This window comes from Streptomyces sp. NPDC050416 (assembly GCF_044458845.1).
Lineage (GTDB): Bacteria > Actinomycetota > Actinomycetes > Streptomycetales > Streptomycetaceae > Streptomyces.
In genome coordinates this window covers 54,632-67,497 of the sequence record NZ_JBITII010000013.1, presented here as the reverse complement: position 1 = coordinate 67,497, position 12,866 = coordinate 54,632, and the positions used below count along the sequence as shown (strand labels likewise).

The following is a 12,866-nucleotide window of genomic DNA, read 5'->3' as shown; positions in this document are numbered from 1 at the left end:
CGGGGTGCCGCTGCGCCCACCCGTGCCGCCTGGGCACCTCCCAGGCCCTTAAGGCACTGGGGGAGGCACGATTGCCCGCAGCTGAGCGGCTACGACGCCGCCAGTACGCCCGTCCAGTAGACCGTGCCCGCGCACGCGTTGGGCACCGTCACCGATGTGCCGCCCGAGCCGGTTGCCGGGGTGTACGTCACCGCCACGCTGCCGTCGGCCGTGCCGTCCTCCGTGGCCAGTTGCGGGGCCGTGCCCGTGTCGCCGGTGGAGGTGCCGCCCGTGGTGCCGCTGTCCGGTGTCGGCGTGGGGTCGGGAGTGGGGTCGCCGGGGTCCGGGTCGCCGCCGGGGGTGGGGCACGTCTCCGTGGGCACCCACGCGAACTTCACGTCGTAGGCGGCGCCCGGCGCGAGCTCAAGCTGGGCGGACTCCAGGGACGGGTCGGGCAGCCCGGCCGCCGCGTCCCCGGCCGTGTGCCGGGCCGCACCGATCTTGGTGGCGTCGGCCGAACCCTGCGCCAGCGCGCTCACCGACCCGGGGTCGGTGACCGTGCAGCTCGCCGCGGAGACATTGGTGACGCGGAAGGAGCCGTAGACCGCGCCGGTGGAGTCGGGGGCGGCGCTGCTGCCGGAGGCGGGGCCGAGCTGGGCGGCGGTGCACGCCGGGATGCCGACGGCGGTGGTGGCGGACGGGCCGGCACCCTGGGACGCGCCGGTCGAGGCGCCGCCGGTGGCCTTGCCTTCCTTTTCCTTCTCCTTCTTGTCGCCCTTGCCCTTGTCCTCGGTCTTGCCGGGGGAGCTGCCCGCGGTGCTCTCGCCGCCGTCCGGGCCCTTGCCCTGGCTCGCGCCGCCCTGGGTCTCGGAGGCGTGGCCGGCGACCGACGGGTTGGCCTCGGAGCCGGTGGAGTTGGAGACGTGCACCAGGGCGGGTACGGCGGTGCCGATGAACAGCACGGCGGCGGCCATGCCGACGACGGCCTGCCGCTTGCGGGCCCGGCGCTGGGGCACCGCCTTGCGCAGATAGTCCAGGGTGCCGTCGCGCGGCTCCACCTCCTGCACCACCTGGTGCAGCATCGTGCGCAGGTCCAGCTCGTCCGAGTCGAACCCCTCGGGGCTCTGGTCGTCCAGGCCGTGGTTCACAGTTCCGTTCCCAGCGTGCGATTGCTTCGGATCTTGCCCGTGCAGCCTTGTCGGCTCGTGCCACTCGAAGGGTTCGTGCCGGTCGCGCCCGTCGCGGGGCACGCCGTTGCCGTCGCTCATGCCGGCGCCTCCATGGCCAGCCGGAGCGCCGCGATGCCGCGCGAGCCGTAGGCCTTGACCGAACCCAGGGATATGCCGAGGGTCTCGGCGACCTGGGCCTCGGTCATGTCCGCGAAGTAGCGCAGCACCAGCACCTCGCGCTGGCGGCGCTGGAGGCCCTTCATCGCCTTGATGAGGGAGTCGCGCTCCAGCTGGTCGTAGGCGCCTTCCTCGGCGCTCGCCATGTCGGGCATGGGCTTCGACAGCAGCTTGAGGCCGAGGATGCGGCGGCGCAGCGCCGAGCGCGACAGGTTGACGACCGTCTGACGCAGGTAGGCCAGGGTCTTCTCGGGGTCGCGGACGCGCTTGCGGGCCGAGTGGACACGGATGAAGGCCTCCTGGACGACGTCCTCGCAGGAGGCCGTGTCGTCGAGGAGGAGGGCGGCGAGACCGAGCAGCGAGCGGTAGTGCGCCCGGTAGGTCTCGGTGAGGTGGTCGACGGTGGTCCCGGCCGCGACACCGTCCTCGGCGCCGTCACGCTGGTTCGGGATGCGGGCCGGCCGCGCTGCGGGCACGGGCGCGATCACCGGCATCCCACCGGCGGTACCGGGCATGCGGGGTCGTAGAGCCGCCGGACGGGGCGGTCTGATGACCGTGCCGCGTGCCGCGCTGAAGTCGAGTACCTCTGCCACGTCTGTTGGACACGCTTCCCCCCATGAGGGTTGTACGTGCCGGGCATCACTTTCACGCCGACCTCGGCCGTCGACGGTCTACCCGCGTCAGGCAGCACAACCGGTGGTGCATCAAATGCCCTCATGCGTCCCGCTCATCCCCTATGTCCATATGTGAACGAGCGTCCCCACGCCCGTTTCCAGGCGTCCCCACGCCTGAATGCACGTCCCGCGGCCCGGAAGGGCGACCGCAAAGACGCTCCCCGCCCTCCGCGCGGTTGCGGAGGGCGGGGAGGTAAATCCTCGGACGCCGATGGGCCCCGGGACAAGTGGTCCGGACCATCGATCGGCTCACATGTCGTACACAGATCCTACAAACCGCCTATGGCAGGCGGCGGGGGATTCCGGCGCGGCGAAACTTCCCGAAAACCCACGAGGGTTACGGCACGTCACGAGAGCTCGGCGGCCACCAGTTCGGCGATCTGCGCGGTGTTCAGCGCGGAGCCCTTGCGCAGGTTGTCCCCGCAGACGAACAGTTCGAGAGCCGTCGGGTCGTCCAGCGCCCGCCGCACTCGCCCGACCCACGTCGGGTCGGTGCCGACCACGTCGGCGGGGGTGGGGAACTCGCCCGCGGCCGGGTTGTCGAACAGCACGACACCGGGCGCCGTGGCGAGGATCTCGCGGGCCTTGTCGACGGTGACCTCGCCCTCGAAGCGGGCGTGCACGGTCAGCGAGTGCGTGGTGATCACCGGTACGCGCACACAGGTGACGGCCACGGGCAGGCCGGGCAGCCCGAGGATCTTGCGGGACTCGTCCCGGACCTTCAGCTCCTCCGACGACCAGCCGTCCTCGCGCGGCGACCCGGCCCACGGCACGACGTTCAGCGCGACCGGCTCCGGGAACGGTCCGGTGCCGTCCCCCACGGCCCGCCGTACGTCACCGGGGCTGGTCCCCAGTTCCGTGCCGGCGACCAGGGACAGCTGCTGCCGCAGCGTCACCACGCCCGCGCGGCCGGCGCCGCTGACCGCCTGGTACGAGGAGACCACCAGCTCGCGCAGCCCGAACTCGGCGTGCAGCGCGCCCAGGGCCACGATCATGGAGAGCGTCGTGCAGCTGGGGTTGGCGATGATGCCGCGCGGGCGCATCCGCACGGCGTGCGGATTGACCTCGGGCACCACGAGGGGCACCTCCGGGTCCATCCGGAAGGTGCCGGAGTTGTCGACCACCACCGCGCCCTTGGCGGCGGCCAGGGGCGCCCACCGCTCGGCGACCTCGTCGGGGACGTCGAACATGGCGACGTCGACCCCGTCGAAGGCCTCCTCGGTGAGGGCCACGACCTCGGTCTCCTCGCCGCGCACGGCCAGCTTGCGGCCGGCCGAGCGCGGGGAGGCGATCAGTCGGATCTCGCCCCAGACGTCCGCCCGCTGGGACAGGATCTGGAGCATGACCGTGCCGACGGCCCCGGTCGCTCCCACGACGGCGAGCGTCGGCCGCCCGGACCGGCCGGACCCGTCGGCCCGTCGGAGGCCTGCCATCAGCGGCCGGTGCCTCCGTAGACGACGGCCTCGTCGCTGTCGGAGTCGAGCCCGAACGCGGTGTGCACGGCACGGACGGCCTCGGGCACGTCGTCGGCGCGGGTGACGACCGAGATGCGGATCTCGGAGGTCGAGATCAGCTCGATGTTCACACCGGCGTCGGACAGCGCCTTGAAGAAGTCGGCCGTGACACCCGGGTTGGTCTTCATCCCGGCGCCGACGAGGGAGATCTTGCCGATCTGGTCGTCGTAGCGCAGGGACTCGAAGCCGATGGTGGCCTTGTTCTTCTCCAGGGCGTCGATGGCCTTGCGGCCCTCGGCCTTGGGGAGCGTGAAGGAGATGTCCGTCAGACCCGTGGAGGCGGCGGACACGTTCTGCACGATCATGTCGATGTTGATCTCGGCGTCCGAGATCGTCCGGAAGATCGCGGCCGCCTCGCCCGGCTTGTCCGGCACGCCGACGACCGTGACCTTGGCCTCGGAGGTGTCGTGCGCGACACCGGAGATGATGGCCTGCTCCACCTGCTTGTCCCCTTGCTGAATCGGCTCACTGCTGACCCACGTGCCCTGAAGTCCGCTGAAGCTGGACCGGACGTGGATCGGGATGTCGTACCGGCGGGCGTACTCCACGCAGCGGTGGAGCAGCACCTTCGACCCGGATGCCGCCAGCTCGAGCATGTCCTCGAGGGAGATCCAGTCGATCTTCCGGGCCTTCTTCACCACGCGCGGGTCGGCGGTGAACACGCCGTCGACGTCGGTGTAGATCTCGCACACGTCGGCGTCGAGGGCGGCGGCGAGGGCCACCGCGGTGGTGTCGGAGCCGCCGCGGCCGAGCGTGGTGATGTCCTTGGTGTCCTGGCTGACGCCCTGGAAACCCGCCACGATCGCGATGTTGCCCTCGTCCACCGAGGTCTTGATCCGGCCCGGCGTGACGTCGATGATCCGGGCTTTGTTGTGGACCGAGTCGGTGATGACACCTGCCTGGCTGCCGGTGAACGACTGGGCCTCGTGGCCCAGCTTTTTGATCGCCATGGCCAGCAGTGCCATGGAGATCCGCTCTCCGGCGGTCAGCAGCATGTCGAGCTCGCGCCCGGCAGGCATCGGGGAAACCTGCTCGGCGAGATCGATCAGCTCGTCCGTCGTGTCGCCCATCGCGGAAACGACGGCAACCACCTGGTTGCCGTTCTGCTTCGCTTCCACGATCCGCTTGGCGACGCGCTTGATGCCCTCGGCATCGGCTACGGAGGAGCCTCCGTACTTCTGCACGACAAGGCCCACGTGCGCTCCTCGCTCAATCCGTTTCTATCCGCTCATACGCATTCGTACTGCGGTCGGCTCAGTCTAACGAGCGTCCGAAAATCCCCTCCGCGATATCGCATGGTGAGACTTCCCGGGGTACTCGTTCAGGTCTGCTCATGCCCACCTGGGCACAGGCCACGCGAGAAAGTGCCCGGCGTCACAATCGCACACGGGCCACTCTCCGTGCCTCAACTTTCAAGCACTAGGGTGCGCCTGTGCGCGTACTTCTGGTGGAAGACGATGAACCGGTCGCCGAGTCCCTCAGACGCGGCCTGCAGCGCTACGGCTTCGAGGTGGAGTGGGTCACCACCGGCCGGGCGGCGCTGGACCACATGAGCCCCTACGACGTCGTCCTGCTGGACCTCGGCCTGCCCGACACCGACGGCCTGGACGTCTGCAAGGCGCTGCGCGAGCGCGGCGACGTCCCGATCATCGTGATCAGCGCCCGCAGCGACGAGACGGACCGGGTGGTGGGCCTGGAGATCGGTGCGGACGACTACGTCTCCAAGCCGTTCGGCGTCCGCGAGGTCATCGCCCGCATCCGGGCGGTCATGCGCCGCGCGCAGCCCCGCGACCCCGCCGCCGGGGCGGCCGGGAACGGCCCCGACCGCTACGGCCCCCGCCTGACCGTCGACCGCAAGGCGGCCCGGGTGCGGCTCGACGGCGAGGAGGTGGCCCTCGCCCCCAAGGAGTACGACCTGCTGGCCTTCCTCACCGAGGAGCCCGGGGCGCTGATGTCGCGCGAGCAGATCATGGAAGCGGTCTGGGACGCGAACTGGTTCGGGCCGACGAAGACGCTGGACGTGCACGTGGCGGCGCTGCGGCGGAAGCTCGCGGGGGTGATCACGATCGAGGCGGTGCGCGGGGTCGGCTTCCGGCTGGAGATCGTCAAGGACGGTGACGGCCGCAAGGACGGCGGTGGCGAGCCGGGCACCGGAACGGGCAGCGGCGCCTCATGATCCGCCAGCTCGTCCGCAGCTACATCTTCCTCGTCGCGATCGCCATCGCCCTGTTCACGGTGCCGGTGGCCTTCTCGCTCACCTCCCAGCTGCGGGGTGACACCGCGGACTCCGTGCTGCGCGAGGCCAAGACCATGGCGCTGCTGCTGGCCAACGGCGATTCCACCTCGTGCGAGGCACTCCAGAAGATGGCCACCGCGTACGCCGCCGAGACGCCCGGCGACGTGCAGGTGACGGGATCTGCGGGCTGCGCGCCGGGCCTGCTCCGCGCGCGGGAGGACGCGGCCCTGACCGCGGCCCTCGACCGGAACCGTTCGACGACCGACTGGGGCTCCTCCTTCATCTGGGGTACCGATCTGGTGATCACGGTCCCCGCCAAGAAGGCCGGGGAAGACCGCCCCGCCGGCGCCGTGCGCATCGTCTACTCGACGAACGAGATGACCGACCGCCTGTGGACGATCTGGGGTTTCCGGGCGGTCCTCGCGGTGCTGGTCCTCGTGGTGGCCGCCCTGCTCGGCGTGGGGGTGGCACGCCGCCTCACCCGCCCGCTGCGCCAGCTCAACGACATGGCGAGCAGGTTCAGCGACGGCGACCTGACCGCCCGCTCCCCCGTGACGGGCCCGCCGGAGACCCAGACGCTGGCACGCACCCTCAACCAGGGCGCGGAACGCCTGGACACCCTGATCGCGGCCCAGCGCAACTTCGTGGCGGACGCCTCGCACCAGCTGCGCACCCCGCTCACGGCCCTGCGGCTGTCCCTGGACAACATCGCGGACGGTGTGGACGACGAGTTCGTCCGGGAGGACGTGGAACAGGCCACCGCCGAGGTGGTCCGTATGAACCGCCTGGTCAACGGCCTGCTGGTGCTGGCCCGGGCCGAGGCGAAGGTGACGGTGGCCGAGCCGCTCCCGCTGCTGGACATCGTGCGGGAGCGGCTCGCCGTGTGGAGACCGGCCGCCGACGAGCGCGGAGTCACCGTCGCGCTCGGGGGGAGTATCGACGGCCGGCCGTCCGTGCTGTCCAGCCCGGGTCATCTGGACCAGATGCTGGACAACGTGCTCTCCAACGCCCTGGAGGTCTCACCGGACGGCGGGACGATCACCGTGCGGGTGGACCCCCGGGGCGATGTGGTGGGGGTGTCGGTGCTGGACGAGGGCCCCGGCATGTCGGACGCCGAGAAGTCCCGCGCCTTCGACCGCTTCTGGCGCGGCCAGGGCCTGACCGGGAAGGGCGGTTCCGGTCTCGGTCTCGCCGTCGTCAGGCAACTGGCGACGGACGACGGCGGGACCGTGGCCCTGACGGACGCTCCCGGGGGTGGTCTGTGCGTGACCATCACCCTCCGGGCGGTCAGCTCTCGGGCATCTTCGAGGAGTGGTGGTTGACGATCAGCCACGTGCCGTCGGCCTGCTTCTCGTAGGCGTACGTGTAGCGGGCCTTGACGGTGTTCTTCGCGCCCGTCCCGGGGTCGGTGAGCGCGAACTCGTACACACCGGTGTCGATGACGGTGTCCCGGTCGAGGACGTTGACGACCGACTCGACCTTCGTGCCGACCGGCTTGTTCCGGAGGAAGTGCTCGAAGTAGTCGACGATCTCGGCTCTGTCCGTACGGACGTTGTTCGAGACGGTCGGCAGCAGGACGGCGTCTTTCGCGTACAGGTCGGCGACCTTCTGCGCATCGCCGGTCTGCAGCGCCGCGTTCCACTGGTCGAAGAGTCCGAGCACCTGGGCCTTGGTGGCCATCTTGGCCGACGGCTGCGCGGACTTGCCGCGGGAGTCGGCTCCGGCGACCCCGGCGCCGAGGGCGAAGGTACCGGCGGCCAGGGCGGCGACAGCGGTGGCGGCGGCTATGCGACGGCGTACGGGGCGACGGTTCATGACATCTCCAGTGACATTGGGGGGAGTTGACTTGCCTCCGCGTCCTCTGCGGTGGAAGTGACTCCAGGTTCGCGGTTCACCGGTTAGGGGCCGTGCAGCCGACGTACAGGGGGCGTACAAGGAGCCCCCAAATCACGAAGCGTGACGTGGAGCCGGACGCTACCGTCTGGGCATGGAGGTATTGCGCTACGTGGCATTCAGCACGGATCCCAAGGGCGGCAACCCCGCGGGGGTCGTGCTCGACGCGACCGGGGCCGCCGACACTGCGATGCTGGCGACGGCGGCCGAAGTCGGCTACTCGGAGACGGCGTTCGCGGTGCCATCCGGCGACGGGGCCCTGGTCGTTCGGTACTTCAGCCCGCTCGCAGAGGTGCCGTTCTGCGGCCACGCGACGATCGCCACGGCCGTCGCCCACGCGGAGCGACACGGCACCGGACGCCTGCGGCTGCGCACGGCGGCGGGCCCTGTCACCGTCACCACCGACCGGGCGGCGGACGGCACCCTCGTGGCGACCCTGGTGAGCGTCGCACCGCGTACGGCACCGATCGAGGAGGCCGATCTGGCCGAGCTGCTCGCCGTCCTGAGCTGGTCCGCCGGGGAACTGGACCCGGCGCTGCCGCCCCGCGCGGCCTTCGCCGGAGCCTGGCACCCGGTCATCGCCGCCGCGAGCCGGGACCGGCTGGCCGACCTGGACTACGACATGGCCGCGCTCGGCGCCCTCATGGCCCACAGGGACTGGACCACCGTCAACCTGGTCTGGCGGGAGTCCCCCACGGTGTTCCACGCCCGCAACCCGTTCCCGCCCGGCGGTGTGGTCGAGGACCCGGCCACGGGGGCGGCGGCGGCCGCGTTCGGCGGCTATCTGCGGGAGCTCGGCCTCGTCTCCCCGCCGGCAACCCTGACGATCCACCAGGGCGCGGACATGGGACGCCCGAGCACGATCACGGTGACGGTACCGGCGGAGCCGGACACGGGCATCGGCGTGACCGGCACGGCCGTCCAGCTCTGAGAGGGCGGTTCGTGAGTCTGTAAGTCTGGCCACTCAGGTGGTACAGCGAGCCGACGCCGACCGCTCCCTACGTCGACGAGGAGGCGCTGGCCACCGCCGTGGACCGTTGAGGCGGCGGCCCACCTCGTCGGACAGGGCGAGGTGCCTCCGCCGACGTGCTCATGTGTCTCCCGTGGAGGCGGAGCCGATGCCACCGCCAGCGGCGATCGAACGCTCGCCGGAGGCCGTGACGTTCCGAGGCTGCGGAGGCGTGGAAGAGGGCGGGGTCGGGGTCAGGGGCGGGGTCGAGGGGTTCGCCGGCGGGGCGGGCGCGGGGGTTCCCGGGCCGTCGCCGGTCGACGCCGTACCGATGTTCCCGCCGGCGGCGACGGACCTCGTACCGCTCGCGTTCACCGCCGGGCCAGAAATACCCGCACCGGACATATCGGGCGTCTCTGCCGAGCCCTGGAACCCGGCGTACACCGCGAGCGCCAGGCCGATCAGCGCCGCGACGCCGCCTGCCACGCTGGCCCAGGGATCCGCCGCCTCGACGTCCAGGACGGCGCCGACGACGAGTCCCAGGGCCCCGGCGGCGCACAGCCCGACACCCGTCCACATCAATGCCTTCGACTGACCGGTCATACGGCCATCATCGCGCTCGGGGCCGGGCTGTGGTGCGAAGAGCCGTTGAGGCGGGGGCGGTTACTTGGCCGGGCGCAGGCCCAGCGGGCCCGCGATCTCCTCCGCCATCACCCGGCCCGCCTCGATCTCCAGGGTGTCGTCGCCCATGTCCTGGTCCGTGTCGAGGCCGTCGAGTTCGGCCAGGGGCTGGTCGAGGCGGACGTGGGCGAGGACGGACTGGAGGGCGCGCAGGGTCGCGGAGGCGGTGGAACCCCAGTTGGAGAAGTAGGAGAACTGCCACCACCACAGGGCCTCCGTGGTGCGGCCGGCCCGGTAGTGGACCATGCCGTGGCGCAGGTCGGTGATGAGGTCGGTGAGGTCGTCGGAGATACGGGCCGGGACCGGGGCCTTGCGGGGCTCGTAGGGGTCGAAGACCTCCGAGTAGACGTCGACGGGGTCGAGGAGGCGGGCCAGGTTCTCGCGGAGTTCGTCGACGTCCGGCTCGGGGCCCGGGTCGGGCTCGTAGCGCTCGTCGGGCACGATGTCCTCGTGCGCGCCGAGCCGGCCGCCGGCCAGGAGGAGCTGGGAGACCTCCAGGAGCAGGAAGGGCACGGCCGATTCCGGCTCGGCGCCCTTCGCGATCTCCGTGACGGCGACCAGGAAGCTCTCGACCTGGTCCGCGATCTGGACGGCGAAGTCGTCCGGGTTCTGGTCGGTCGCGTGCAGCGTGGCGTCAGACATCTAGGAGTCGTCTCCCCTCGAAGGCGCGACCGAGGGTCACCTCGTCCGCGTATTCCAGGTCGCCACCCACCGGGAGGCCGCTGGCCAGGCGGGTGACCTTCAGGCCCATGGGCTTGATCATGCGGGCGAGGTACGTGGCGGTCGCCTCGCCCTCGAGGTTGGGGTCCGTGGCGAGGATGAGCTCCGTGACCGTGCCGTCGGCCAGGCGGGCCAGGAGTTCCCTGATCCGCAGGTCGTCCGGCCCGACCCCGTCGATCGGGCTGATCGCGCCGCCCAGGACGTGGTACCGGCCCCGGAACTCACGCGTGCGCTCGATCGCCACGACGTCCTTCGGCTCCTCGACGACGCAGATGACGGCCGGGTCGCGGCGGGTGTCGCGGCAGATGTTGCACAGTTCCTCCTGCGCGACGTTCCCGCAGGTCGCGCAGAAGCGGACCTTCGCCTTGACCTCCATGAGGGCCTGGGCGAGCCGCCGCACGTCCGTGGGCTCCGCCTGCAGGATGTGGAAGGCGATCCGCTGGGCGCTCTTGGGACCGACGCCGGGCAGCCGCCCCAGCTCGTCGATCAGGTCCTGGACCACGCCTTCGTACAACGGACTGCCTTTCCTGGCTCATCGAGGTCGTTCGCGCCGTACGGCCTTCCCGTACGTACCGTAGTTGTCAGCCGCCTGTCCGAGGAAGGCGGCGGGCGTCTCAGAACGGCAGTCCGGGGATGCCGCCGCCGCCCAGACCCTGCGCGAGCGGTCCCAGCTTCTGCTGCTGGAGCGCCTGCGCGTTCTCGTTGGCCGCCTGCACTGCCGCCACGACCAGGTCGGCGAGGGTCTCGGTGTCCTCCGGATCCACCGCCTTCGGGTCGATCTTCAGGTTGCGCAGCTCGCCGGCGCCGGTGACGGTCGCGGTCACGAGGCCACCGCCCGCCTGGCCGTCGACCTCCGTCTGCGCCAGTTCCTCCTGCGCCTGTGCCAGGTCCTGTTGCATCTTCTGGGCCTGCTGGAGCAGCTGCTGCATATTGGGCTGGCCACCACCGGGGATCACGATCAGCTCCTTGCTCGGTACGGGTTTTCCCGTTCGGCACGAGCCTACGTGGTCGGGCCTGCCGTCGCCCCAGCACTCTTTCGAGTGAGTTCGCCTCGCGCCCTATAACTGATCAAGGAATACTTCCGGGCGGAAAAGCGGCGAAGCTACATCTTCGCCACGTGTTGGGGGGTAGGAAGGGTCCGGCGCGTGTGCGTCGTGTGTGTCACTTGTCACGCAGCGTGGTCAGTAGGGAGTGCCGGGTGGGTCAGCCGGAGATGCAGCCCGAGAGGCCGCCTCAGGACGGACGGGGCGAGGGGACGGCCCGGCTGCGGCCGGGCGATCTGACCGGGCGGGCCTTCCCGCTCGGGGACTGGGGGGAGCCGGCGGTCCGGCTCGACGAGCTGTACCGGTGGGTGGAACGCGGTGCGCTGCGGACGGCGGCCTGGTACCTGGAGGACCGGGTGTGGAAGCGGCGGTGTGCGCGGGTGCTGCGCTGCGGGGCCGCGGCGGGGGCGGTCACCGGCGTCGCGCTGCCCCTGCTGGATCTGACCGGGGTCGCGGCCGGGATCGCGCCCTGGGGGTGCCTGGCACTGCTGCTGGGGGTGGCCTGCGTGGCTGTCGACCGGTACTTCGGGGTGACGTCGGGCTGGATGCGGGACGTGGCCACCGCACAGGCCGTGCAGCGGCGGCTGCAGGCGCTTCAGTTCGACTGGGCCGCGGAGTGCGTGCGGGAGGTTCTGGGCCCGGCGGAGGGGACGGCCAGTGAGGCGGCCGAGCGGTGTCTCGGGGTGTTGCGGAGGTTCTCCGAGGACGTGAGCGAGCTGGTGCGGGGGGAGACGGCGGAGTGGGTGGGCGAATTCCGCAGCGGCGGTGCGCCCGTGGGGTTGCAGGCGGTGGTGTTCCCCGGGGGTGGGCGCGGGACCGAGGCGGGGGGTTTCAACGGACGGTTCTCCGGGCCCCCGGCGGGGGGCGCGCGACCGAACATGCCCCGGCAGCGGCCGCCGGAGCCGCGGTGAGCGGGGCTCGGTCTGCCGGTGCTCGGGGTTGGTGCTGAGGTCGGGTGGGTGCGCAGCCCGGCGCTGCGGGGTGCCGCTGCGCCCACCCGTGCCGCCCTGGGGGTACCTCCCAGGCCCTCAAGGGCGAACGGAAGCTCAGTCCTGCGCGCACAGGGTCAGGCCCTCCGGGGTCCAGCACGGCAGGTGGCCGTGCGTGCGGATGACGTCCTGGCCGTTGCCGCGGGCGAGGTAGGTGAGGAAGCTCGACGCCTGGGAGTCGGCCGGGGGGCGGCCGTAGGTGTAGGCGTACTCGATCTCGCGGTAGGGGTAGTCGCTCGTGCCGTGTTCGAGGGCGTCGACGGAGGCCGGGTCGCCGTCCAGGCGCAGGGCGTGCAGGCCCTTGGCGCGGGCGGCCAGGTTGAGTTCGCTGTAGCCGATGGCGCCCGGCAGGCCGGCGACCGTGGTCAGCACCTGGTCCGTGGAGTCGAGTTCGCAGCGGATGACGGCCGCCGTCGGGTCGTCCTTGTGGACGCAGTCGACGGAGGAGTTGGCGATCTCGCCCCGTCCCAGCACCCGGCGCTGGAACACCTGTCTCGTCCCGGAGTTGGCGTCCCGGCTGACCAGGTGCACGGGCAGGTCCGGGCCGCCGAGCTGCCGCCAGTTGCGGATCTCGCCCCGGTAGAGGCGCCGTACGTCGTCCGTGGACAGGTTCGTCAGGGTGCGGCGCGGCACCCGGCGCTCGCACCAGACCATCACGCCCGAGGCGATGATGCCGAGGACGGCCGTCGCCACGGCCACGAGGTTCTCCGCGCTCAGCCACTCCATCGTCGGTGCCCCCGCCGCCGGACGAATGCGATCGTCCGGTCACCGTACGGCTGTACGAGCGGGCATCCGGGATTCGTCGGCTCGAATTCGCCGGACGTTCAACGACGTCCCGCCCG

At 71.4% G+C, this 12,866-nt stretch carries 13 protein-coding genes and 1 pseudogene; 4 read left to right on the top strand and 10 right to left on the bottom strand.

Annotated elements, in window-relative coordinates:
* Nucleotides 1-89: 89 nt before the first annotated feature.
* From ACIBL4_RS33425 to ACIBL4_RS33410, 4 genes are all read right to left on the bottom strand, one after another.
* On the bottom strand, nt 90-1,127 hold the full coding sequence (locus ACIBL4_RS33425) for a hypothetical protein (protein WP_399415524.1): 1,038 nt from the start codon (nt 1,125-1,127) through the stop codon (nt 90-92).
* Nucleotides 1,128-1,243: 116 nt separating this feature from the next.
* The gene (locus tag ACIBL4_RS33420) at nt 1,244-1,819 is read right to left on the bottom strand and encodes a SigE family RNA polymerase sigma factor (RefSeq protein ID WP_010032008.1); all 576 of its coding nucleotides are present in this window, start codon (nt 1,817-1,819) and stop codon (nt 1,244-1,246) included.
* Nucleotides 1,820-2,346: 527 nt separating this feature from the next.
* Complete coding sequence (locus ACIBL4_RS33415; protein ID WP_399415523.1) at nt 2,347-3,432, bottom strand: aspartate-semialdehyde dehydrogenase; 1,086 nt, start codon at nt 3,430-3,432, stop codon at nt 2,347-2,349.
* On the bottom strand, nt 3,432-4,709 hold the full coding sequence (locus tag ACIBL4_RS33410) for an aspartate kinase (protein ID WP_399415522.1): 1,278 nt from the start codon (nt 4,707-4,709) through the stop codon (nt 3,432-3,434). Before ACIBL4_RS33410 ends, ACIBL4_RS33415 begins: the two co-directional genes overlap by 1 nt.
* A 236-nt stretch (nt 4,710-4,945) precedes the next feature.
* Here ACIBL4_RS33410 and ACIBL4_RS33405 point away from each other — a divergent pair, with 236 nt between their 5' ends.
* Together ACIBL4_RS33405 and ACIBL4_RS33400 are read left to right on the top strand one after the other, a co-directional pair.
* Nucleotides 4,946-5,689: a response regulator transcription factor gene (locus ACIBL4_RS33405; protein WP_399415520.1), complete on the top strand. Its 744-nt coding sequence runs from the start codon at nt 4,946-4,948 to the stop codon at nt 5,687-5,689.
* Nucleotides 5,686-7,071 (top strand): sensor histidine kinase, encoded by a 1,386-nt coding sequence (locus tag ACIBL4_RS33400; RefSeq protein ID WP_399415519.1) that lies wholly within the window; start codon nt 5,686-5,688, stop codon nt 7,069-7,071. Before ACIBL4_RS33405 ends, ACIBL4_RS33400 begins: the two co-directional genes overlap by 4 nt.
* Here the strand turns inward: ACIBL4_RS33400 and ACIBL4_RS33395 are convergent.
* The gene (locus tag ACIBL4_RS33395; RefSeq protein WP_399415518.1) at nt 7,037-7,564 is read right to left on the bottom strand and encodes an SgcJ/EcaC family oxidoreductase; all 528 of its coding nucleotides are present in this window, start codon (nt 7,562-7,564) and stop codon (nt 7,037-7,039) included. The two genes, ACIBL4_RS33400 and ACIBL4_RS33395, sit on opposite strands and share 35 nt — an antisense overlap.
* Nucleotides 7,565-7,736: 172 nt before the next feature.
* On the opposite strand from ACIBL4_RS33395, the gene ACIBL4_RS33390 reads away from it, so the two are divergent.
* Nucleotides 7,737-8,573 carry a PhzF family phenazine biosynthesis protein gene (locus ACIBL4_RS33390; protein ID WP_399415517.1) on the top strand — a complete coding sequence of 279 codons (837 nt, stop codon included), beginning with the start codon at nt 7,737-7,739 and terminating at the stop codon, nt 8,571-8,573.
* Between the two features lie 159 nt (nt 8,574-8,732).
* Here ACIBL4_RS33390 and ACIBL4_RS33385 read toward each other — a convergent pair whose 3' ends face one another.
* The 4 genes from ACIBL4_RS33385 to ACIBL4_RS33370 form a co-directional block, all read right to left on the bottom strand.
* Nucleotides 8,733-9,194: a hypothetical protein gene (locus ACIBL4_RS33385; RefSeq protein ID WP_399415516.1), complete on the bottom strand. Its 462-nt coding sequence runs from the start codon at nt 9,192-9,194 to the stop codon at nt 8,733-8,735.
* Nucleotides 9,195-9,254: 60 nt separating this feature from the next.
* On the bottom strand, nt 9,255-9,914 hold the full coding sequence (locus ACIBL4_RS33380) for a DUF5063 domain-containing protein (protein WP_399415515.1): 660 nt from the start codon (nt 9,912-9,914) through the stop codon (nt 9,255-9,257).
* Nucleotides 9,907-10,506: a recombination mediator RecR gene (gene recR, locus ACIBL4_RS33375; RefSeq protein WP_003991835.1), complete on the bottom strand. Its 600-nt coding sequence runs from the start codon at nt 10,504-10,506 to the stop codon at nt 9,907-9,909. Before recR ends, ACIBL4_RS33380 begins: the two co-directional genes overlap by 8 nt.
* A gap of 100 nt (nt 10,507-10,606) precedes the next feature.
* Nucleotides 10,607-10,948 (bottom strand): YbaB/EbfC family nucleoid-associated protein, encoded by a 342-nt coding sequence (locus ACIBL4_RS33370; RefSeq protein WP_082319878.1) that lies wholly within the window; start codon nt 10,946-10,948, stop codon nt 10,607-10,609.
* A gap of 242 nt (nt 10,949-11,190) precedes the next feature.
* Between ACIBL4_RS33370 and ACIBL4_RS33365 the strand changes: the two genes are divergently transcribed.
* Nucleotides 11,191-11,946 carry an SLATT domain-containing protein gene (locus tag ACIBL4_RS33365; protein WP_399415514.1) on the top strand — a complete coding sequence of 252 codons (756 nt, stop codon included), beginning with the start codon at nt 11,191-11,193 and terminating at the stop codon, nt 11,944-11,946.
* Nucleotides 11,947-12,081: 135 nt separating this feature from the next.
* Here the strand turns inward: ACIBL4_RS33365 and ACIBL4_RS33360 are convergent.
* Nucleotides 12,082-12,642, bottom strand: a pseudogene (locus ACIBL4_RS33360) (substrate-binding domain-containing protein); the annotation flags it as partial.
* Nucleotides 12,643-12,866 lie beyond the last annotated feature (224 nt).

Excerpts from the sequence above, each read along its gene's own strand:
- ACIBL4_RS33400 (WP_399415519.1), top strand. The coding sequence starts at position 5,686 with ATGATCCGCCAGCTCGTCCGCAGCTACATCTTCCTCGTCGCGATCGCC.
- ACIBL4_RS33390 (WP_399415517.1), top strand. The coding sequence starts at position 7,737 with ATGGAGGTATTGCGCTACGTGGCATTCAGCACGGATCCCAAGGGCGGC.
- ACIBL4_RS33380 (WP_399415515.1), bottom strand. The coding sequence starts at position 9,914 with ATGTCTGACGCCACGCTGCACGCGACCGACCAGAACCCGGACGACTTC.
- ACIBL4_RS33385 (WP_399415516.1), bottom strand. The coding sequence starts at position 9,194 with ATGACCGGTCAGTCGAAGGCATTGATGTGGACGGGTGTCGGGCTGTGC.
- ACIBL4_RS33415 (WP_399415523.1), bottom strand. The coding sequence starts at position 3,432 with ATGGCAGGCCTCCGACGGGCCGACGGGTCCGGCCGGTCCGGGCGGCCG.
- ACIBL4_RS33420 (WP_010032008.1), bottom strand. The coding sequence starts at position 1,819 with ATGCCGGTGATCGCGCCCGTGCCCGCAGCGCGGCCGGCCCGCATCCCG.
- ACIBL4_RS33395 (WP_399415518.1), bottom strand. The coding sequence starts at position 7,564 with ATGAACCGTCGCCCCGTACGCCGTCGCATAGCCGCCGCCACCGCTGTC.